General features: G+C 45.4%; 22 protein-coding genes and 1 riboswitch. Of the genes, 3 read left to right on the top strand and 19 right to left on the bottom strand.

The window, feature by feature from the left end:
• Nucleotide 1: 1 nt before the first annotated feature.
• The 3 genes from L693_RS0103725 to pdhA form a co-directional block, all read right to left on the bottom strand.
• The gene (locus L693_RS0103725; protein WP_025716113.1) at nt 2–1624 is read right to left on the bottom strand and encodes a 2-oxo acid dehydrogenase subunit E2; all 1623 of its coding nucleotides are present in this window, start codon (nt 1622–1624) and stop codon (nt 2–4) included.
• Nucleotides 1625–1658: 34 nt separating this feature from the next.
• Complete coding sequence (locus tag L693_RS0103720) at nt 1659–2639, bottom strand: alpha-ketoacid dehydrogenase subunit beta (protein ID WP_025716112.1); 981 nt, start codon at nt 2637–2639, stop codon at nt 1659–1661.
• A gap of 101 nt (nt 2640–2740) precedes the next feature.
• The gene (pdhA, locus tag L693_RS0103715) at nt 2741–3808 is read right to left on the bottom strand and encodes a pyruvate dehydrogenase (acetyl-transferring) E1 component subunit alpha (RefSeq protein ID WP_025716111.1); all 1068 of its coding nucleotides are present in this window, start codon (nt 3806–3808) and stop codon (nt 2741–2743) included.
• A 256-nt stretch (nt 3809–4064) separates the two neighbouring features.
• Between pdhA and L693_RS0103710 the strand changes: the two genes are divergently transcribed.
• Entirely contained in the window at nt 4065–4799 is a 735-nt protein-coding gene (locus L693_RS0103710; protein WP_025716110.1) for an alpha/beta hydrolase, read from the top strand.
• Between the two features lie 158 nt (nt 4800–4957).
• Here the strand turns inward: L693_RS0103710 and L693_RS0103705 are convergent, their stop codons facing one another.
• Nucleotides 4958–5422: a low molecular weight protein-tyrosine-phosphatase gene (locus tag L693_RS0103705; protein WP_025716109.1), complete on the bottom strand. Its 465-nt coding sequence runs from the start codon at nt 5420–5422 to the stop codon at nt 4958–4960.
• 149 nt (nt 5423–5571) lie between these two features.
• Here L693_RS0103705 and L693_RS0103700 point away from each other — a divergent pair, with 149 nt between their 5' ends.
• Nucleotides 5572–6213 (top strand): thiamine diphosphokinase, encoded by a 642-nt coding sequence (locus tag L693_RS0103700; protein ID WP_025716108.1) that lies wholly within the window; start codon nt 5572–5574, stop codon nt 6211–6213.
• 276 nt (nt 6214–6489) lie between these two features.
• The gene (locus tag L693_RS0103695) at nt 6490–6990 is read left to right on the top strand and encodes a C40 family peptidase (protein WP_025716107.1); all 501 of its coding nucleotides are present in this window, start codon (nt 6490–6492) and stop codon (nt 6988–6990) included.
• A gap of 66 nt (nt 6991–7056) precedes the next feature.
• On the opposite strand, the gene L693_RS0103690 is transcribed toward L693_RS0103695, so the two are convergent.
• The 15 genes from L693_RS0103690 to L693_RS0103620 form a co-directional block, all read right to left on the bottom strand.
• Complete coding sequence (locus tag L693_RS0103690) at nt 7057–7749, bottom strand: response regulator transcription factor (protein WP_025716106.1); 693 nt, start codon at nt 7747–7749, stop codon at nt 7057–7059.
• Nucleotides 7750–7891: 142 nt separating this feature from the next.
• On the bottom strand, nt 7892–8950 hold the full coding sequence (locus L693_RS0103685; RefSeq protein WP_025716105.1) for a ThiF family adenylyltransferase: 1059 nt from the start codon (nt 8948–8950) through the stop codon (nt 7892–7894).
• A complete protein-coding gene (locus tag L693_RS0103680; RefSeq protein WP_025716104.1) occupies nt 8947–9714 on the bottom strand; it encodes a thiazole synthase in 768 nt (255 codons plus the stop codon). Before L693_RS0103680 ends, L693_RS0103685 begins: the two co-directional genes overlap by 4 nt.
• 2 nt (nt 9715–9716) lie before the next feature.
• Entirely contained in the window at nt 9717–9920 is a 204-nt protein-coding gene (thiS, locus tag L693_RS0103675) for a sulfur carrier protein ThiS (protein WP_025716103.1), read from the bottom strand.
• Nucleotides 9917–11065: a glycine oxidase ThiO gene (gene thiO, locus L693_RS0103670; RefSeq protein WP_025716102.1), complete on the bottom strand. Its 1149-nt coding sequence runs from the start codon at nt 11063–11065 to the stop codon at nt 9917–9919. The genes thiS and thiO overlap by 4 nt, the downstream gene beginning before the upstream one ends.
• A 3-nt stretch (nt 11066–11068) precedes the next feature.
• Complete coding sequence (locus L693_RS0103665) at nt 11069–11725, bottom strand: thiamine phosphate synthase (protein ID WP_025716101.1); 657 nt, start codon at nt 11723–11725, stop codon at nt 11069–11071.
• 318 nt (nt 11726–12043) lie between these two features.
• Nucleotides 12044–12152: riboswitch (TPP riboswitch) on the bottom strand.
• A 104-nt stretch (nt 12153–12256) separates the two neighbouring features.
• Nucleotides 12257–13810 carry an ABC-F family ATP-binding cassette domain-containing protein gene (locus tag L693_RS0103660; protein WP_025716100.1) on the bottom strand — a complete coding sequence of 518 codons (1554 nt, stop codon included), beginning with the start codon at nt 13808–13810 and terminating at the stop codon, nt 12257–12259.
• 185 nt (nt 13811–13995) lie between these two features.
• Nucleotides 13996–14985: a hypothetical protein gene (locus L693_RS0103655; protein WP_025716099.1), complete on the bottom strand. Its 990-nt coding sequence runs from the start codon at nt 14983–14985 to the stop codon at nt 13996–13998.
• The gene (locus L693_RS0103650; protein WP_025716098.1) at nt 14972–15526 is read right to left on the bottom strand and encodes a hypothetical protein; all 555 of its coding nucleotides are present in this window, start codon (nt 15524–15526) and stop codon (nt 14972–14974) included. The genes L693_RS0103655 and L693_RS0103650 overlap by 14 nt, the downstream gene beginning before the upstream one ends.
• Before the next feature lies 1 nt (nt 15527).
• On the bottom strand, nt 15528–15923 hold the full coding sequence (locus tag L693_RS0103645) for a hypothetical protein (protein ID WP_025716097.1): 396 nt from the start codon (nt 15921–15923) through the stop codon (nt 15528–15530).
• A 39-nt stretch (nt 15924–15962) separates the two neighbouring features.
• Nucleotides 15963–16442: a hypothetical protein gene (locus tag L693_RS0103640; protein ID WP_025716096.1), complete on the bottom strand. Its 480-nt coding sequence runs from the start codon at nt 16440–16442 to the stop codon at nt 15963–15965.
• Between the two features lie 51 nt (nt 16443–16493).
• Nucleotides 16494–18578, bottom strand: a complete 2085-nt coding sequence (locus L693_RS0103635; protein ID WP_025716095.1) for a hypothetical protein — start codon at nt 18576–18578, stop codon at nt 16494–16496.
• A complete protein-coding gene (locus tag L693_RS0103630; protein WP_025716094.1) occupies nt 18568–20403 on the bottom strand; it encodes an ATPase, T2SS/T4P/T4SS family in 1836 nt (611 codons plus the stop codon). Before L693_RS0103630 ends, L693_RS0103635 begins: the two co-directional genes overlap by 11 nt.
• Complete coding sequence (locus tag L693_RS0103625) at nt 20403–21260, bottom strand: hypothetical protein (RefSeq protein WP_025716093.1); 858 nt, start codon at nt 21258–21260, stop codon at nt 20403–20405. The genes L693_RS0103630 and L693_RS0103625 overlap by 1 nt, the downstream gene beginning before the upstream one ends.
• A complete protein-coding gene (locus L693_RS0103620; RefSeq protein ID WP_025716092.1) occupies nt 21257–21970 on the bottom strand; it encodes a hypothetical protein in 714 nt (237 codons plus the stop codon). The genes L693_RS0103625 and L693_RS0103620 overlap by 4 nt, the downstream gene beginning before the upstream one ends.
• Nucleotides 21971–21981: the final 11 nt, after the last annotated feature.

The raw sequence follows: 21981 nt of genomic DNA, 5'->3' as shown, positions 1-21981 counted from the left end.
ATTACACCTCCATAACAAGCAGCTCAGGGTTAGCGAGCAGCTGTTTGATATAGTTCATGAAGTTTTGAGCAGTTGCACCGTCAATAATACGGTGGTCAAAGCTCAGAGAAAGAGCCATTACTGGAGCAGCAACAATTTCACCGTTTTTCACAACTGCTTTTTCACTGATACGACCAGTTCCCAAAATCGCAACTTCAGGGAAGTTGATGATTGGAGTAAAGAACATACCGCCTGCAGAACCGATGTTCGTGATGGAAATGGTGCTTCCTCTCATTTCGTTCGCAGCCAATTTTCCATCACGACCGCGTACAGCCAGATCACGAATGGAATCAGCGATCATCCAGATACTCTTACGATCAGCATCTTTGATAACAGGAACGATTAAGCCGTTGTCTGTATCTGTAGCAATACCGATGTTGTAGTATTTTTTGTAGACGATTTCGTTTGCTTCTTCGTCGATCGAGGCATTCAGAGCCGGGAATTGACGGGAAGCGGCAACCAAAGCTTTTACGATGAATGGCAAGTATGTTACTTTTGTGCCTTTCTTCTCAGCAATTGGTTTCATACGAGTACGGAAAGCAACCAGCTCAGTTACATCCACTTCGTCCATAATTGTAACGTGTGGAGCCGTGTAGGCCGATTTAACCATGGCATTGGAAATAGCTTTACGGATACCTTTAAACGGTACGCGCTCTTCCTCAGCACGTGGATCTGCTGCTGGTGCGGATGGCGCTGCAGCTTTCGCCTCTTTTTTAGCTGGCTCTTGTGCTTTTGCAGCTTCTTTCGCTACTGGTGCAGCCGCTTGGCCCCCACCATTTTTGAAAGCTTCTACATCTTCTCTAGTGATTTTACCGTTTTTGCCGGAGCCGCTCACTTGAGCGATGTTTACACCTTGCTCACGTGCAAATTTGCGTACGCTAGGAGTAGCCAGCACGTCTTTGTTTGTTGCAGCAGGAGTTGCAGCTGGTTTTGTGTTAGCTCCGCCTTGTGCAGCATCCTGTTCTTGTTTAGCAGCAGCTGGTGCTTCTTCTTGTTCAGGAAGCTCACCCTCTGCAGCAATTACAGCTACGACTTGACCTACGTTAAAGATGTCTCCGTCTTTAGCAAATACTTCTTGAACTGTGCCGTTGACTGGACATGGAACTTCAACTACAGCCTTGTCATTTTGTACTTCCATGATGATATCTTCATCTGTTACTTTGTCGCCGGGCTTGATGTGCATCTTGATGATTTCGCCTTCGTGAAGACCTTCGCCCAGTTCAGGGAATTTATATTCAAATCTAGCTGTACCTGCAGCTCCGCCTTGTGCAGCAGCACTTGGCTCAGGACTGGCAGTTGCTGCAGCTGGTGCTTCTGGTGCATCTTCTTGTTCAGGAAGTTCACCTTCTGCATCAATTACAGCTACGACTTGACCTACATTGAAGATATCTCCGTCTTTAGCAAATACTTCTTGAACTGTGCCGTTGACTGGACATGGAACTTCAACTACAGCCTTGTCATTTTGTACTTCCATGATGATATCTTCATCTGTTACTTTGTCGCCGGGCTTGATGTGCATCTTGATGATTTCGCCTTCGTGAAGACCTTCACCCAGCTCCGGGAATTTATATTCAAATTTTGCCACGTTTAAAACCTCCCAAATTTACGGTGTGCTTTAATTAAAATTCCAATACTTTATTAACCGCATCAATGATACGTGTTGGCGTTGGCAACCAAGTATCTTCAATTTGAGCAAAAGGATAAACGGTATCTGGACCTGCTACACGCAGAACTGGTGCTTCCAGGTGCAGAATTGCTTTTTCGTTAATTTGTGCAATCACTTCAGCAGCTACGCCGGAGCTCTTTTGCGCTTCCTGGACAACGATAGCACGATTTGTTTTTTGAATGGACGCAACGATCGTATCAATGTCAATCGGGCTAATCGTACGCAAATCAATGATTTCCACTTTGATGCCTTTTGTTTTTTCCAGCTCATCAGCAGCTTTGATCGAAGTGTGTACCATCATACCGTAAGTAATGATCGTCACATCGGAGCCTTCACGAACCACGTTAGCTTTGCCCAGTTCAACGGTGTAATCATTCTCAGGAACCTCAGCGCGGAATGCATGGTACAGGTTCAAATGCTCCATGAAAAATACTGGATCGTTATCGCGAATAGACGCAATCATGAGGCCTTTTGCATCATAAGGGTTGGAAGGAACAACAACCTTGATACCAGGTGTTTGAGCCAAGAGCCCTTCCAGGGAATCTGTATGCAGCTCGGCTGCCTTAACACCGCCACCGAAAGGTGTACGGAATACGATTGGAGAATTGTAGCGTCCACCGGAACGGTAACGCATACGAGATGCTTGAATCGCCATTTGGTCGAGTGCTTCAAAGATAAAGCCTACGAACTGGATTTCAGCTACAGGGCGGAAGCCTTGGATACCCAGACCCACAGCAAGACCCCCGATTGCGGATTCCGCCAGCGGAGTATCGAATACACGTTCTTCGCCAAACTCTTTTTGCAAACCTTCTGTTGCGCGGAATACACCACCTACATGACCTACGTCTTCACCGAAAAGCAGGACGTTAGGGTCGCGTTTCAACTCTACGCGCAGTGCGTCACGAATCGCTTCTTTCATGTTCATTTGTGCCATTTGCTTCATTTCCTCCTTAAACATTGACAGATCAGTTTCAGTTCAGGTCCAATTGAAAAGCAGACCGGATCGGGATGCGGCCCGGTCTTTTTCTAGCTCAATTATTTAAAATCAGCCTTTTGTTCTTCCAGATGCTTAGGCGTTTTTTCGAACATGCTGTCGATCAGGCCTGGGATGGTCATTCTTTCTGTTTTCTCGGCTTTTTTGATCTCTTCGTTCACTTTCGCTTTTGCTTCTTCTTTTACACGAGCTGTATCTTCTTCAGTCCACAGACCTTTTTTCTCAAGGTATTTCGCAAACCGGGCAATTGGATCTTTTGCGTTCCATTCGCCTTCTTCTTCTTTGGTACGATATTTCGTTGCATCATCAGAAAGGGAATGCGGGCGGAAACGATATGTTACCGCTTCAATCAGTGTAGCACCTTCGCCGTTGCGTCCACGCTCTGCGGCTTCTTGAACAGCCTTGATAACTGCAAGCACGTCCATACCGTCAATTTTCACGCCTTTAATACCAGCAGCAACCGCTTTGTGAGCGATCGAAAGAGCAGCGGTTTGCTTCGCAAATGGAGTCGTGATGGCGTAGCCATTGTTTTGCACGAAGAAAATAACTGGCAGCTTGTATACACCAGCATAGTTCAGACCTTCGTAGAAGTCGCCTTCAGAAGAACCGCCGTCACCTGTATATGTAATGACGACTTGTTTTTGTTTTTTCAGCTTGTAGCCCATCGCAATACCCATAGCGTGCAGAATTTGCGCGCCAATAATGATTTGCGGCATCAATACGTTAACACCGTCCGGTACTTGACCGCCGTGTTGATGACCACGGGAATACAAGAAAGCTTGGTATAAAGGCAGGCCATGCCAAACGAGTTGCGGAATATCGCGGTAGCCTGGAGCAATAAAGTCTTCTTTTTGGAGTGCAAATTCACTACCAACCATTGTTGCTTCTTGTCCGGATACCGGAGCGTAGAAGCCGAGACGTCCTTGACGGCCCAAGTTAACGGCACGGTCATCCCAAGTACGTGTAAATACCATGCGATACATAATTTCTTTCAATTGATCATCTGTAAGTTTAGGCAATTTATCTTTATTGATAATTTCACCATCCGGAGAAAGTACGGACAGAGCCTCAACTTCCTCTGTGTACACTTCATAAGGAACCTTGCTCATTTTCTTCACCTCAACAAAAAAATTTGAATATCAAGTTCCGCTGTTATAGGATTATTATACACCTGTTATATTGCTTGCGTCAAAGATTTAGTTATTTTTTTTGAGTTTGCCACATTTTTGTGCATGTAACAGGTGGTTGTTTTTACTATAACAGCTTAGTACATGATTGAAATTTTAAACATCTATTGCAATCAGGGTAATCTTAACTTATTGTGATCCCGAATGCAAAATAATACACCGAGAAAGGTGACGAAAAATGACGGATTCCCGGTATTTAAAACGAACCATCCTTAAAGACGAAGTAGAAAGCCGCTTTCTTGGCGAAACCAGAACGCTCCGTATTTACTTGCCGCCAGGCTATAATGAATTATTGAGCTATCCGGTCGTATACTGTCAGGATGGAGAAGAATTCTTCAACTTTGGCCGCATTGCAACTCATGCAAACCGTCTCATCCTCGATGAAGGCGTCGAGCCCTTCATTATTGTCGGCGTCGAAGTGAACACCAAAATCAGAACACAGGAATATGCTCCCTTTGGCCATCGTTTCGAGGCGTACACCGCCTGTTTTGCAGAAGAGATTATTCCCTATGTAGAACAAAAGTATCCTATAAGAAGTGATGCATCATCCCGCATTTTGGCAGGGGATTCACTGGGAGGCAGTGTGTCTCTGCATTTGGCCTTGTTGTATCCGCAGCTGTTCAACCGCATCATTAGCCTGTCCGGCGCTTACTATGAGGCTTCGCAGGAAATCATCGCCCGTGAGAAGGATCTGTCCCATCTGCGGATATGGATGATTGTCGGCCTTCAGGAGGATGCATTTGAGAGCGATACAGGCATTTATAACTTTGTAGAGCTTAACCGCCAATGCGCAGATTTACTGCGCCAACGGAACGCCGAGGTTTCCTACCGTGAAAAGGATGGCAAGCATTTGTGGGGCTTTTGGCAAAACGAGCTGCCTGACGCGCTCATGTATTTTTTGGATCGCGCATGAGTGTCCTTGTTCAAAACTAAACAACTATTAGGAAGTGGGAATTGGGCATGGATCGACCAGATCAGGTCATTATGCTCTTTTCTCTTTCTACAAAATGATTACGCTTTCAAAATTATATAATGAAAAACGGCAATAATTGCCGTCTTCTGTCGTTCACATTATAGCTTTTCTTCTATGATTTTGTCCAGCAAGGCCTCGCACCCCGCATCCATTAATCGATAGGTTTCTTCGAAATTCCCAGTGAAATAAGGGTCTGGCACTTCTCTCAGCTGTTCTTTGGGAAGTAGGTCCATGAATTTTAGAATATCAGCGTCCGCTCCACCTGCCAGCTTACGCATGTTTCGTTCATTCGAATCATCCATGCACACAATATAATCAAACGCCTCAAAATCACGGCCGCCTATTTGCCGCGCCTTTAAGCCCTTCTCGCTAATCCCGTGCAGCTTGAGCTGCTTTAGTGTTCCCTCATGTGGAGGATTCCCGATATGCCAGTCGCCTGTTCCAGCCGAGTCTACCTGAATTTGCGCGCTTAGTCCCCGTTCCTGCACCTTATGTCTTAATACCGCTTCTCCCATAGGGGAGCGGCATATATTGCCCAGACACACAAATAAAACGTTAATCATGTTGTTCTCCTTCCTATGCATGTTACACTCCCTTTTTCTGTTTCATTGTAGCCGCGCTCTCCAAAATTGTGCAAGCCATATTTAACGCGTTATACTTAAAAGCTGATGGTACCATATAGTCCGTATGACAAAAAGAAAGGATGTTGGATATGACGAAGAAGCGCGCCATTGTATTTTCCGGCGGTCGTCTCAGCGAAGAAGATCTACAACACATACAACCTGACGATTTTATTATAGGTGCGGATAAAGGTGCTCTTTTTCTGATTGAGCATGGCATCACACCGCATATCTCTGTAGGTGATTTTGATTCAATAACACCGCAGGAAAAAGCGCGGGTTGAATCGTCTAGCAAACGCATGCTTGCGTGTGATCCTGTACTGAAGGACCTGACAGATACGGAGCTTGCCTTGGAGATTGCTATAGACGAACAGGCAGATCATGTACTCATGCTTGGTGTGACCGGCACCAGAATGGACCACACACTGGCTAATGTTCAAATATTGGTACGCGCGATGCAGCATCATATTAGTTGCGCAATTATGGACGCACATAACTATATCGAGCTCACAGGGTCCACGCTGGAGGTCAAGCCCATGGGATATACATATACATCGCTGCTTCCTATGACTGCTGAGGTAACAGGGATAAACCTGGATGGATTTATGTACCCATTACAAAATGCCACCCTCAAGATGGGACAATCACGTGCTGTCAGCAACAAGCTAACCGCTTTAAAAGGGACGATTTCCATCGAAAGCGGACTACTGCTTGTTATTCAAAGTAAAGATTAGTTATGACACTATTGTAACTTTTATAAATATCCTTTTATTGCTCAAGCGCTTGATTTACAAGCGTTTCTTTCTTTCTTCCTGATTGTGAAGCGCTATTATTTTTTACAATTTGTAATTTTTAATCGTTTTTTAATAATTGCTATGTTAAGCCTTGTCCCTCAAGCATTTGCGAGTAGTTTTCCAACTATTAGGTGGCTTCAAAACTGTTATACTTCTGTGGGCAAGTTAGCAACTCAGCAAGATTTTGCACAAACAATTTTTGGAGGTACTTACAACATGAACATGCATAAAATCATAAAAAAGGTAATTATCGCAGGAGTCGCAACCACTATCGGTTTTGGAACTTTTGCAATTGAGGCAACAAATACAGTACAAGCTGCCACTGCTACTACTACGGTAGCCCAAAAAGTAATTAACTATGGCGAAAAATATATGGGGACTCCTTATAAGTTTGGAGCTTCTACAAGTACCACTAGAAATTTTGACTGTTCTTCTTTTATGAAGCATATTTTCAAAAAATACGGAGTAGATTTGCCACGCACTTCTGTTGAGCAATCTAAAGTCGGACGTGCTGTATCCAAGTCCAATTTGAAAAAGGGTGACTTAGTATTCTTCTCAAGCGGTAGCCGTGCTACAGGTAGGAACATTACCCATGTAGCAGTCTATATGGGCGGCGGTAAGATTCTGCACACTTACGGGGAACCTGGCGTTACCATCTCCGATTTGAACTCTGGCAACTGGAAAAGAACATACATTAAAGCACGCCGCGTGCTGTAATATGAAACTCGTTTAATATATGTAAGCCGGGACAAACAGCTCCCGGCTTTTTTATATGCGTTTATGCTACTCTACTTCAGGTGGTGTTTTGAGAGAATAGCCTATGCCTCGTTCCGTGCGAATCATTTTGAATTTTTGCCCCTTATCTATTTTAACTCTCAAATGCCTGATATACACGTCTACTACGTTCGTATCTACGATATAATCATGTTTCCAAACATCCTTTAGGATTTGCTGTCTGCTGCAAACCTGATTGAGATGTATAGCCAGATGAACCAAGAGATCGAATTCCTTTGGAGTTAATTCCAGCTTCTGTCCCCCTCTACTTACCATTCTGCTTGCATGGTCTATATGTAGATCACCCGCCTCGATTACCCTTGCTACATCATGAGCAGCACCAAAAATTCGCAATAAATTAGCTACTCTGGCCAGAAACACTTTGGGAGGAAAGGGGAATACCATCACATCGTGTGCTCCCTGCTCAAAACAGGCAACGATATGGTTCTCATCGTTAGATGAGGTCAAGACGAATAACGGTACACGAGGATGGTTTTGCTGGACGGTACGAATCATTCCTTGTGCATCCCCTTGCTCTTCATCAACGTTCAGAAGCAGCATATTCACAGCATGATCGGCTGCGTAGGAGCTTCCCTCTGACATATTTCGGACATGCCCCACCTGATAGCCTGCTTGCTCCAATAGATGTACAATTACAGGTAACGCTTCATTTTCATCCACAAGTAAAATTAACGGACTCATCTTTTCACCCACCTGGTTTGGACATCGCATTGTGATATGGAAAATGATCAATTTGTTTGTAAGTCATTAAAACATATTTATATTTATTGTAACAAAAAAGCAGAAAACCATTCTTACAGGAATGATTTTCTGCTTTTTATAGTTAGCCCAAATAACGGTGATATAGACTTTTTGCTTCTGCCACGTCCTTTGTTCCGTGAATCAACGCTCGCCCATCAGCAAAAATGACCAAGCGATGCACGCCCGTACTATAGGAAACCAAAAACGGATTCTGCTCCACTTTTCCCTCTCCCACAGCAGCAAGTCGATCTGCGGTTTCCTTAAGATTCAGCTGTATCGGTTTGGCTGGTCTTATCTGAACGGTATCGCGACCGCACAACACATCTGTTTTTTGCCGATGTGAGGCTGACAAATAGGGATACGTCGGGTGACTGCCGCAGGAAGGACAATCCGCTTTTTTCAAGCTGTCTACGGCTATTGCTGCATACTCGTTCCGCCACAAATCAAACGAAAACAGCTTCCCTCGCAGTTCTTTCTTATATCCGCCAAGAAGCTTGAAGGCTTCCGTTGTCTGATTGGCCGTGACCATTTGTACTGCCTGCGGAATAATCCCGGCGGTATCACAGGTCTCGCCTCCAAACGGAACGGTTCCCAGCAGACAATGAAGACAAGGCGTTTGCCCTGGTAAAATGGTATAAGTCACACCATAGCTTCCTACACATCCCCCATAAATCCACGGTATGTGATGCTTTAGTGCCATGTCGTTCATGAGCAATCGGGTATCGAAATTATCGGTTGCGTCCATCATCAGGTCAACTCCCTGGATCAGCTCTTCCAGTTCCGCTACCCCGACATCCAGTACATGTGCGTGTATGACCGTTTCCGAATTAATGTCTTTTAATCTTCGCTGGGCAGCCACTGCTTTGGGGCATCTCTCTGCGGCGTCACTCTCCTGAAAAAGCTGCTGACGCTGCAAGTTGCTCCACTCCACATAATCGCGGTCTACGATGCTAACCGTACCTACACCTGCACGGACAAGGGTTTCTGCAATACCTGTGCCGAGCGCTCCGACACCTATGATCAGTACATGAGAAGAAGCGAGCCTGCGTTGTCCTTCTGACCCAAAGGGAGCGAATCTTTCCTGTCTGGAATAGCGGTCACTTGCTTGTACGACTTCACAGGATTTTTCTGTTTCCATCATGCCTGAACCATACCTTCTGTGGGACTGCTTGCTGAAGCATAACGTTTTACGGGAATCAGCCCCGCCTCAAAACCATATCTACCCGCGCGAACAGCCAGTTTCATGGCCTCTGCCATTTTTACAGGATCCTTCGCTCCCGAGACGGCTGTGTTCAACAGAACAGCATCTGCTCCCAGTTGCATCGCCATTGCCGCATCACTCGGTGAGCGAATACCTGCATCGACAATGACCGGAATCTCTGCTTGTTCAATAATTAACTCCAATGCAAACGGATTAAGCAGGCCGCGTCCTGTACCAATCGGTGAAGCTCCAGGCATAACGGCATGCACTCCAAGCTCTTGCAACCTCTTGGCCAGAATGACATCATCGGATATGTAGGGCAGCACAATAAAGCCTTCCTCCAGCAGCTTTTCGCTTGCTTTCAGCGTTTCAAAGGGATCAGGCAACAGCGTCTTACCGTCCCCAATGACCTCCACCTTAATCATATCGCACAGGCCTGAGGCCCTTGCCAATTTTGCAATACGAACAGCCTCCTCCGCTGTCGTCGCTCCTGCCGTATTGGGAAGAAGTGTATAGCGGCCCAAATCCAGCGTATCCAGAAAATGTTGCTTATCTCGTTCCTCCAAATTTAATCTCCGCACAGCAAAGGTCAATATTTCGGCCTCAGCAGCCTCTACAGCTTGGGATTGGATATCCAGATTCGAGAATTTTCCTGTTCCCAGTAACAGCCTTGATGTAAAAGATGCTTTTCCAATGGTTAACATCATCAACCGCCTCCTACAAAATGTACAATTTCCAAACTGTCTCCGTCTTTCAGGATCGCTTCTTCATGTTCTTCACGAGTCAATATGTGGCGATTCAGCTCGACCACAACGGTTTTCACCTTTAAATCAAGCTCATGCAGCAATTGCTCCACATGAGTGATCCGGTTAGAAAAGTTCATGTTCTGGCCGTTAATCGTCAGCCTCATAAGCTTTCCTCCTTGATACGAACAGAAGAAAAGTTGCTTATTCCAAGTTCTTCGGCATCTGCCCCTTTAAGCAGTCCTGCCATCGCACGTCCGGTAGCTTCACTCAACAGGACACCGTTGCGATAATGCCCGACTGCTGCATATACCCCTTCCAAGCCGGGAACGGCCCCTATAAAAGGACGTCCCGCTGCTGCCTGCGGACGCAGGCCCGCCCAGGTACGTACAAAAGAAGCTTCACGGACGCGCGGTAGCCAGGCAGCAGCACGTGCCAGTAGCCCCTCCAAACCTTCAACAGTCACTTCTTTGTCATAGAGGTTTGGAAGACTCGTTGCCCCAATCCAAACCTCGTTCTTCTGTTTAGGCACAAGGTAAATATCATCGGCATAAATGGTATATTCCAAAGGGTGATCCTTTAAGGAAACTGCAACTGCTTCACCTTTGACCGGATAAAGCGGGTAATGAAAGCCTGCTTGGTCTAGCAAATTCATGCTATCCAGGCCTCCGGCAATAATGACCTGATCGCAAGAAAAAAATCCCCTGTCCGTTACCACCCCACAAACCCGGCCATTCTGTACGACCAGCTGCTCCGCATGGGTACCGGACCATATTGTAGCTCCCAACACAGATGCTGCTCCCGCATAAGCACGACATAGCTGTACTGGAACGAGCTGCGTCTCCTTTGACCGATATATAGCTCCGATCGCTTGACGATCTATGCCCGGAATCCGTCTGGCCAATTCCTTGGCATTCCACCACTCAGGCTGATTATCCTCGCGCATGTTAGCAGCTTTCCATCGTCTTTCACCCTCAGCTTCCGAACGGAAAGGAGCTACAAATCCCTCTGTACGAAATTCTACTGAAACACCGGACAACCGCTCCAGTTCACGAACAAGCTCAGGGAATGCGTCCCGACTTGTACGAGCCAATTGCTCAAGATCAGAGTCGATGAACTCTTCACTCTCTGCTGCAAGCATTCCGGCCGCTGCTCCCGAGGCTCCCTCACCCGGCATCGTTCGCTCCAGCATGATCGTACTGCGCCCTTCCCTAGCCACATGATAAGCAATGGAGCTGCCGATCACACCTCCACCTATAACCAAGCATTCAGCATGTCCTATAACTGTAGCCTCTGTGTGTATTTTAGGCATATGTTATATCTCCTCTCCACTGACCTGACCATACTTCTTTCGAAATTCTTCTACTCTCGTTTCCTTACAACGGCTGCAGACTATCTGATCTACCATTTGTCTATATTCCATCGCAGCCGCGATTGGCGACTCAGCTCCCCATATACCGGACATCACTGCAATTCCACTTGCTCCAGCATGATAAAGCTCCGGAATATGATGCGGTTGTATACCGCCAAGTGCAATCACTGGAATGTTGGACAACCTGCATATGCGTTCAAGCTGAGCTGTACCCCGCGGCACAACCCCGGGCTTACAGTGGGTCTCATATACATGACCGTAGAGTACATAGTCCGCCCCAGCCCGCTCGGCAATCTGCGCCTCTTCCAAGGAATGCACAGACACTCCACAGCGTGTCCCCTTTGGAAGTAGGCCCTTAACATCCTGAGCCGGTAGCCCATTTGCCGGTAGCTGGACAGCTCCAGCCAAGGTAAGTAAAGCTACATCCACACGGTCATTGACTACAATTTGCTGCAAAGGAATCCCCTGCTCCACCATGCTTCGGGTCAACCCGAGTAATTCTGAGGCCCCCTTCTGCTTTAGACGTGCATGCACAAAATGAACATACGGATAAATAGCAGCAGCCACTTGGGCTACATATGCATGGGAGTCATTTTCCATCGTAATTACGTGTAATTCGATCTCATGTTCACCTCACATTGAACTAAGGGCTTAAACTAATCCTATAAGCTGAACCAATAATCATTGTGGCCCCACATCACAAAATATCAGACGGAGCCAGCCACTTGTGCCAGCAATAATGAAGGAGATCATATGTGATCCGGATACGGAAATTCAATAGGTAAAACCGAACGTAACGCAAAAAAACCACTTCCCTAAGGAAGTGGTTTTACGAACGTCCAATAATCGAACGGACAATCATATCCGTATACGTATATCGTCCCACGTACAAACAAAAGTAATGATGTGGTTACCTTGCTTGTGCGGCGCTCACTTCCCTACGCTGGCATAACCCAGATCAGGTACAAAGGGTCCGAAATCCATTTATTTCGTCTCAGCCGCATGGGCGGCTCCCCTAGTGTGACTATTTTATTGTATCAGCTAAAGATAGCTTAGCATATTTTTCTAATTCTGCAAACCCCACTTTTTTGAAGCATGACAGAGCTGAATTTTTTTTGACTTTAGTTGACTTTAGTTGACTTTAGTTGACCACTCTTCCACATTCCACGTTTTTGTTACCCAATCCTCGTAAAAATCCGGTTCGTGAGATACAAGCAATACAGTCCCTTTATATTCCTTCAAGGCACGTTTAAGCTCGTCCTTTGCTTTGACATCCAAGTGATTGGTAGGCTCGTCAAACAGAACCCAGTTGCTTTCCCGCATTAACAATTTGCACAGACGTACTTTTGCCTGCTCACCACCACTAAGCGCGGATAGAGGACGTGTGATATGCTCATTTTTTAAACCGCAACGTGCCAAATGTGCTCTTACTTCATGCTGATTTAAATGCGGGAACTCATTCCACACATCGTCAATCGGTGTAATTTTGCCTGCCTTGACTTCCTGCTCAAAATAAGCCGGCTGCAAGAAATCGCCTTGATAGGTTTTTCCGCTGATTGGCGGTATTTTCCCCAGAATGGTTTTGAGCAATGTCGATTTACCGACACCGTTGCAGCCTACAATCGCAATTTTTTCGCCACGTTCAATCGTCATGGTCATTTTGGGCAAAAGGGCATGAGTATAGCCAATTTCAAAATCAATTCCCTCAAATACCGTTTTCCCGCTCGCACGCGCTTCTTTAAATTGAAAGGTTGGCTTGGCAGCTTCTTCAGGCTTATCAATACGTTCGATCCGATCAAGCTGCTTTTCACGGCTCTTCGCCCGGCCTGATGTGGATGCACGCGCCTTGTTGCGCTGAATAAAGTCTTCCTGCTTCTTAATATATTCCTGCTGCTTCTCATAAGCATCAATATGCTGCGCTTTGTTCAGATCCGCCATTTCAAGGAATTTTTCATAGTTAGCTGAATAACGGGTCATCTTTGCAAATTCAAGGTGATAAATAACATTAACGACCTGGTTCATGAACTCCGTATCATGTGAAATAAGAATAAATGCATAGGGATAATCCTTCAAATAACGCGTAAGCCACTCAATATGCTCTACGTCCAAATAGTTGGTAGGCTCGTCCAGCAGCAGGACGTTTGGCTTTTCCAACAACAGCTTCGCAAGAAGCACCTTAGTCCGTTGTCCACCGCTAAGCGCAGATACATCCCGATCCAAACCGATGGCCGAGAGACCCAGCCCGTTCGCCATTTCTTCAACCTTCACATCAATGAGGTAAAAATCCCCCATATCCAGCTGCTCCTGAATTTCACCCATCTGTTCCAGCAGTACTTCTAATTCTTCGGGAGAAGCATCTCCCATTTTTTCCGTAATCTGCATTAATTCCTTTTCCAATTCCAACAAAGGAAGGAAAGCATCCTTCAATACATCGCGTACCGTTTTGCCCGGTGTCAGCTTGGTGTGCTGATCCAAATAGCCGTAACGTACACGTGGAGTCCATTCCACTTTACCTTCGTCCTTAAGCAATTTTCCAGTCAAAATGTTCATGAGTGTCGATTTACCGACTCCGTTAGCTCCTACCAAACCTACACGTTCCCCCGCAAGTAATCGAAAGGAAACATTTTTAAATAACGCGCGGTCCCCAAAATTGTGGGATACATTTTCTACAGTCAATAAACTCATACGCTGTTTTTGGCTCCTTATTGTCATCGGCGATGCCGACTGTTGTTATTTCATATATCATTGTTTTCTTTCAAAGCCTTATTGTAGCACATTCAGCAACCTTATCGGAATATTGAAAACAGCGAATTTTAATGTTTTTAATGCGGACTTGCCAATAAAAAAAGAAAAACCACTCATTAGAGTGATTATTGTAAACCGTTATTACATTTAAACTCAAAGTATCCCGCAGTTGCTGCAGATTTTTCATCTGAAAAACGTTCTCTCGCTTGAAAGGGTGCTGGACAGGAATCTCTGTAAAAATATTTCATTCCGGTATCCGGTTCTAGGCCACCAATTATAGCTTGCCTTCTCACGACTCTTCCACCACCAAACCCATAGTTATTGTAAAACCTGTCACCAACCGGAATGCCTTGGATAAACGCCATTAGCCCCACATCATCTACCGTGTTATACCACTCTTCTTGCGGAATAGTCGGCAGTGTAAACCTATAGGCTACGCCGTTGCGTGCTGCCTTTTGATTATGGAGATTAATCAGGCGAGCCAGGTCCTCCTGAACACTATGAACGATGGTGGAACGTCGTATTTGCTCAAAAGTTTCGGGATTATTTAGCAACGAAATACCAGTTTGACCCTGAAGCTCCTTTTGAAAGCCCTCCACCCATCTGTGATTCTGGGCATCATATGCGTGCACATAATTATCCAAGGTGAATCCCACACTATTACCTACTGAATCGGCATATGCAAAAGGCTTTTTTTCACTCCATTTGGAACCTATAGCAGTTTGTCCATCCCCATCTATGTAAGTTTCTGAGGCAAACGTATAATAACCGTCATAATCCAGAATCACAATAACAGGTATGTAGTCCAGTAATGCGCGTTGTGCTACTGTATCCCTATCAATACCTACATTAAGAAAAAGGGTATGCAGGAACGTGCTTAGCGCTTCTTCTTTATCGACACGAAAAAACTTGTCCGATCCATACCCGGCCTCCCGTTCCTGACGCTCGTTCTGGGAAAGCACGGCACCTGCATCCTGAACTGCGGTATGGAGAGCCGATGTGTATTTCATTTCCAATCGCTGCACTTCACGCTGATTTTGTACCCGCAAGTCACCGATTACACCAAAGGGCAAAAACAGGAGAATAAATATAACTGCAAAATCAGTAATCTTCATTCAAAACCATGCCTCCGTATGATGCTGTAACTGCTGGCTTTCCGCTATCGGCCCCGCCAAGAAGCCATGATTTGTACAAATCCGCAGGAGTCCGATTCGTGTTATGTACCCGCACTGTAAAATAATCTCCGGCCATCAAAGTATATCGACGTGTCTGATCAGACTTTGACTGCTGGTTGTCAGGAAAAAGGACAGGCAAGATTTGCGCATTGTAGTACCCATCATATACCGTTTCATAATTGCCCAGAAAACTGTCCGGCTTCGAGGCATCTGCATATTCCGGTACATATTTTTTGTGCGTATGCTCCAAGTCAACCTCGTACTGATTGCCTGTAAGTTCCAGTTCACGCATAAAATCGTTATACATCGTCGGTGTAATGTAGCCCTTGGTTCTTACCATATCAACAAAACGTACGGTTGAGTGATACACATTTAACCCCGATATATCATCCTGCCGTTCAGCGGCTTGAGCTGCGGGTACGATGTACAAAAGCAATACAGCGAGCAGGGCCCCCAACAGCTTGGATATTGATTGAACCACTTCAGTCCTCCTCCAATTTCTCAAAACGTACAGATATTATCTCTCCGCGTTGATTACGTTGTGGGTACATGGAATACAAAGAGAAAGCATTCAAGGCCGATACACCAGGCTCAAATGGTTCGGAATATTCATCGTACTCCTTTCCGTCGACTTGAACCGTTATTCCATCCTGTAAGTTCATGCGAATTGCCTGAATGACCTGAGTCCCTTTAATCCGTTCCGGTATGTCCACCTCCGCATTCCGGGATATCCGTCCCTCGGAATGCTCCTCCTGTTGCGATCTTAATTCCAATGTGGTACTCATCTGACTGGACAAGTCTGCTGCTGTTATACATGCGGTTATAAACAAAATAGTTGTCACACCGAGCCGCAGCATGCTTGAAGCGTGATCAGACATATGCCCATCTCCTAATCGTTATGATCTTTACTTTTGTGCTCAGGACTGGGTAAACAGCAACCCACGTACAACATTCGATTTGTCTTTGACAATTTCAGCCTTGAATTTACCGCTTGGATTCACGTATTCGTTTTCTTTCTCATTCAGCGTATTCGCTATTTTCCCTGTCTTTTCACTTCCACCGTTCACTGCACCATACTGTTCACTGTCCATGCTAATGTTCAAAGCATTACCGTACCACTGGCCTGCCATATTTTTGCCGGTTTTAATCTGAATACCGAATTGGTCTTTCCCCTGAAACTTGCGTAGCGCATTGGTTACCTGAGACCCGCTTATCGTTGTACCGTCATATACTGTAAATGAGGCTTGAGACAATTCGGTCTGAATATCAGCAAAATTATTTTGTGCCGTTTTGGTGGCCTCCTGTGCTGAAATAAACAGAATGACTACAATGGTAATGAGGGCGATGGTCAAAAATATACCGGCGGCTACCTTTAAGGCAGTTGATGCGTTATTCATTATTCTTCTCTCCTTAGCTTGTTAAATCGTATTAGCCATAATAGAACTTACTTACTGAATTTTTTGTATTTGCTCATAATAGCTATCCATTTGAACAAAGCTCATGCCGATCAATGGAATCACCAAATATAAAAAGATAAGACCGTACATTGGAGCAAAACCAATCATCCTACCCCAGATGGCCTTGCTGTCTATCATTTTTTCATACTCCTGTTTTCTTTGTTCAAAATAGTAGGACATATGGGAATCCAAATCGTCAAAGGCTTCACGAATCGTAATTTTGCCCAAAGACAAATGGAGCTTGTCCACCAGACGTTGAAATTCCGGCAAAGGCGCTTCTTCTTTCAACAATTCGAGAGCTGCCTCGGGTCCGTGTTCATAATGGAGCAAGCATTTTTGCAGTGGTCTCTTGAAAATAACCGAAAAGCGATTCAACCACTCCAATATTTTCTCGACAGACATTCGTTCCATGGCCCGCAAAATAGAAATGACCGTTTGAAACTGATACACCTCATGCCTCATATCCAAACGCCGCATTCTTCGCTGCACATATAACAGAAGCATCGGCATTTGGTAGGCTACATATCCAGCAACCAAACTGATCAGCACTTCCCACCATTTGATGTATTCCTCGTTCCACGCTTCCAGCTTTTGGAGGATACGACGAGTATTTTTAGATAGCTGATCCGCACTAGCTATGCCAACAGTATCACGCTCGAGGGCTGCATACGTCTGCGCATATGTGCTTCCCGCCCTCATATTCAGTGCATGCATGACCTTGCGGTCAACCTCACTCTGCTTTAAAGCTTCTTTTTCCTCTGTGGGCTTTAAACGTCCGAACATTTGACCTGATTGGGCAGGAGCGTAAAGAATATGTGTTTTCTCGGCTTCATGTAAAACAAATACCGTGCTGATGCTGAGCACCAATCCTGTAATAAAAAGAATAATCCTCCGTACGTACAGCCATTCCAGTTTTATTTCCGCACCACTCTCCTTTAGCAGGCAGATTATCTGGAAATAAGAGGATACCTGCTGCCGCGGAATTAAAGTATCTACCACATGATGAATGATAGGAAAACGATATAGCTTTTGCTCCCAGGTATAACGGCCCCTACCCGCACGATAACCTGTTTCGTTGGTCTGTTGCAGCTTTTGTAACAGAAAGTAAGATAGGATAATTACAATATAGACGGTCAACTTCGTAATATATCCCAATTTCCCTTGGTAAAAATTATCCATGGATGGAAAGCTGGATCTCGCCCATTTTTCGATCGGCATCGTAAAAAAAACGGGGGCCAGGGCGATCACGTTCAAACTTTTGAGCAAATAGTCCAGTTTATTTCTCCGTAGCAGCTCCAGTTGGATTTCGCGCGCAAGACTGCCAAGTCCCTTCAAATAGATGGAGCCACCCTCCTCAATCCGGTCACCAAACTCCATCACCATATATGAGATACCAGCAAAGGCTTTTAAAAATCGGTTAGGAGCAGACTCATAGTATCTTTCCAGTGCCTCATGCGGATCAACATCTGTCAGCGCTTCATGAATGAGTCGTGCGTGTCTTCCAGCCTCAGCTCCCGTCAAATCGGTCGCTTCAGAAATGGCTTCCTCTACCATGCCATGCTGATGATAATGGTGGCGTACATTGGCGAACAATTCGATCATCTGTGCAAGCAGCCTTTTTTCCATCCGGCTAATTGTCACATCTAAAATGAGGCTATTGATTACCACTCCACATAGAAGCGCCAATACAGCAAACTCTAATCCGGGTTTCATCATCAGCAGCACAATGCCGCTGCAAATAAAAGTCCCCCAGATGAACAGCGTCATCTTGATTGTCTGTAGGCGTAGCTTGTATTCATCGTAGGCATGCAAACTGGATAGCCTCTTACGTACGCCTCTGAGGTATTCGGATATGATTGGCACTCCCATGCCCAGCGTGTATAGCTTGTGCAATAAGGCTTGTATCTCCCGTTGCAGTAACGCTTTTCCCTTCCGTCCTTCCCGCACAGAATAAACTCGTCCACTGCGGATTGCATGAGTATTGCGTTTGTGCAGCCACCACAAAGCTATATATAGAATTACAAAGCCCCCGCCAGAAATGATTAAAATCCACAATAACATCACTTTAAGACTCATAGTCTCCCTCCCAATAACGGGCCAAAAAACTGCGGAAACCACTGGCATCCTTGGCATTCATCTGCTCACACATCTCCTTTGCGCTTTTGGCGGTTATCGGTTCCACCGGTATATAACACCCATTCCGGTATTCCATAACATGCCGATAGCTATAATTCGCCAAAGTATTCGTGCCAGCATCTATATGATCCGGGTTATGCGGCACACATTCTGTAATCCGTTCAATATAGCGTCGCCCTTCCGCATCACGCTTGAGATGCACATCAAAATTAATGACATGAACTACCTGTTCCTCAGCGATGCCTTCATGCTGAAATACTCCAGTTTTGAGCAATGAATTACGGAGTGAGAATACAAGATCACGAAATGTTTTGGCATGATGAGTAAAAATGGTGAACAGACTTGCAACCTGCGACATCTGGATCATCCAAGCGGCGACTTCATCACTCGCTACTTCGCCAAGAATATTGACGGTTCCATCCGTCTTTTTCTGCAAATCAAGCCCTTGTTGCCCTGAAATATGATCCGTTTCCCGAAAGGTAAGAATGTTACGTCGACTGTAGATGCTACGCAAATGCAACTCAAAGGCCATTTCCTGTACACGAAGCGTATACGAAGCATAGATATGCTTAACCATCGCCATCAATAGTGTCGTCTTACCAGAACCCTGTGCACCTGTAATTGCAGTAATCCGGCTGCCTTTCATTAAATAAGAAAGGAGCTGGATCGGAAAATCAGCATTTTCACCTTTAATTAACTGCTCCAGCGAAGCACTTTGAATATCAAATTTCCGGACAAAGAAAGCCCACGATTCGGAAAAAGGAGGTCTGACTACCACTACTCGTGACCCGTCCTTCATTTCGTTTACCTTATAACCATTGGCTTCGGAAAGCTGTCCCGGGTAATTGTATTTGTAAATATTTTGGCACACTCTTTTAAGCTCACGCTCTGAGCCAAAGGAAAGAAATGGAAGATAAATCGTTTTTCCTTTATAAAAAATCCACACGCTCTCATAACCATTTGCAGTAGGTTCAGACACTTGCTCTAATGTATACCGATCCGAAGGCCAGTCCGCCGATGGAGGATTCCCTCCTTGCGGCATACCACTAACGCCCCCACTTACACCGTCAATCCGCTGATCGCGTATATCATCAATGACGGAAAAGCCTTTGTAATGCTGATAAATCCGCTGCACAATAATATCCACCTTCTCCAGAAACGAAAGGGGGCGGTGCTCACATTCATAGACATAACGGATATCCTCTTCCGTGACGAGATAGCTCCCATCCTCTTCATGTGACTGTGAATATCTCATTTCGGCCAAGTCATAAGTATCCAGTAAACGCGATAGGGCATCAGCACCATACTTTTGCTGGTATTGGTAAAATACAATTTCGAATTGATCCTGTATATTTAACAATTCAGGCCTGGAAAATGGCATGACGGAATCTACGATCTTCTCGTTTATGCCATAACCATTAATCAGCAGCTCAACCATCAGATTTTTAACAAAACGTTTATCACCACTACTGCCATTGGCACAGTCTTTTAGTGCCCTGCGCAGCTCCGCTCTTTGATGGATACGTCTTCTATATTCCTCCTCATGCAACCCGGCATCCGCCATTTGACTATGGCTTAGTTCATGAAGCGCATTTTTGATATACTCCATCAGAGTCTCCAATGTAGCCTCTTCATTCTCTTTACCGTCTCGTGAGATTGAATGACGGGAGTGAATATTTCCTCGATATTTAACGATAATCAGTACGATACCCAGTAGCACAATACAAGTAAGTATTATTCCATTGATCAATTGAGCGGACAGCATCAAGCGCCCCTTTCTAAAGCCTTGAGCCGAAGATCGGATTCTGCCGCCTCCAGAATAGCTTTACTGATTTGCCGTATGCTCTGCTCCCATTCGATAGGTGTAAAAAGCTTGCGATGCGGCTCCTTCCTGCTTCGTACACCACGCTGCACATGGCCTACTACATCCCTGCGGTTCCACGCGTCCATAAATTCGGTACTATAAGGGACCGCATGTAGTGCCCCCTTGTAGCCATATCTCCTGCGGATATTCGCTACATTTGCTTGAGAATACACATCATATCTCCCAAGCACCAGCATTAACGGCAATGTCGGGTAAGTGGATAACGGAGACACAGATTCAAAAAAAGCATCCAGCTCTCGCATATTCTGAGTCAGCGAAAGAACAGCCAGCTTGGCTCGCGTACATGCTTCATGCTGTACAGATCCCCATCCTGCTCCACTTCCTGCATCAACCAGCGTCAAATCATAATATTGATCCGCCGTGTCCAAGACTGTCCGTACAAGTCCCTGAGATAACAGTGGTGGAGCAACTCCAAAGCTGGAGGTTCCCTCAAGCACATCCAGAGTCTGTTCCAGAACAGGTGTCGTATAGTTGCAAATATTTTCTCTAGACAATGTTCCTCGCAAAACTAACCGTTCGACAGCATCCCACCCCCCTTCCTGAAGCCGCAAACTTGGATCATCCATACGATGCTCCTGTATAGGGAATCCTGTTTCAATTCCCGTATGTCTCCGCCCCAGATGGGTCAATAGTAATCTTCCTCTATATAGATTGCCTATAGTAACTGCTATAGCTGCCGCCAATGAGCTACTTCCACTCGCTCCTTTAATAGGACTCCAAAACAAAACGGTGCTCATGCTCTCCTCCTTTCCGCACGCTTTAGCGCACGTTGGCTCTCTTTCAATTCCCAGCCCATCCAGTCTCCAATGCAACGGCACAATTCTTTCTTATACATTCTGGATAGTGGTTTTAATTGAAGCTGCTGCTTATGCTCATTTTCCAATTTTAGGGCAAGATTTCCCTCATCCCATGGCAATACATAGGGTTCTTGCTGCCAAGAGGCAGGAAAGCCGTTCATGTATTCCCACAAATACGGCTCCTCTACACCACAATCCACGGCTTGTAAAAATAATTTGTCAAATGCAAGATCTTTGGGGAATTCAGGTTGACCGAACAAATGCTCGAGCCACATCCGTCCGTTATGCATCTGCATTCGGCTATAATCACTGACCCAAATCCGCCGTTCCGCCCTTTTCCAAACAGATATTGGGCAAAAATCCGCTGACTCTACATCCAAAATAACAATGTCATAAGCATGCTCTGTCTTTTGATCAGCCATCATACCGATGCTCAAATCTTCCCATGCTGTATAACCAGTCGCCACATCCAAACCACTAAACTGTGTAATGGGTAGTGGTTTGTCAAGCAGCCCTATGCTATACCGATACTGTCCCCGCAGTGTAGCATCCACAAGAAGTACCTGTTGGCCGGAGGCTGCTAATATGCTGCTGATGTATAACAAGGTGTCGCTTTTGTCACAAAGTCCGGCAAATATCCAAGTTTTCATACTTCCGTTCC

Source organism: Paenibacillus sp. 1-18 (assembly GCF_000520755.1).
Classification (GTDB): domain Bacteria; phylum Bacillota; class Bacilli; order Paenibacillales; family Paenibacillaceae; genus Paenibacillus; species Paenibacillus brasilensis.
This window is presented reverse-complemented; position numbering and strand designations above follow the sequence as displayed.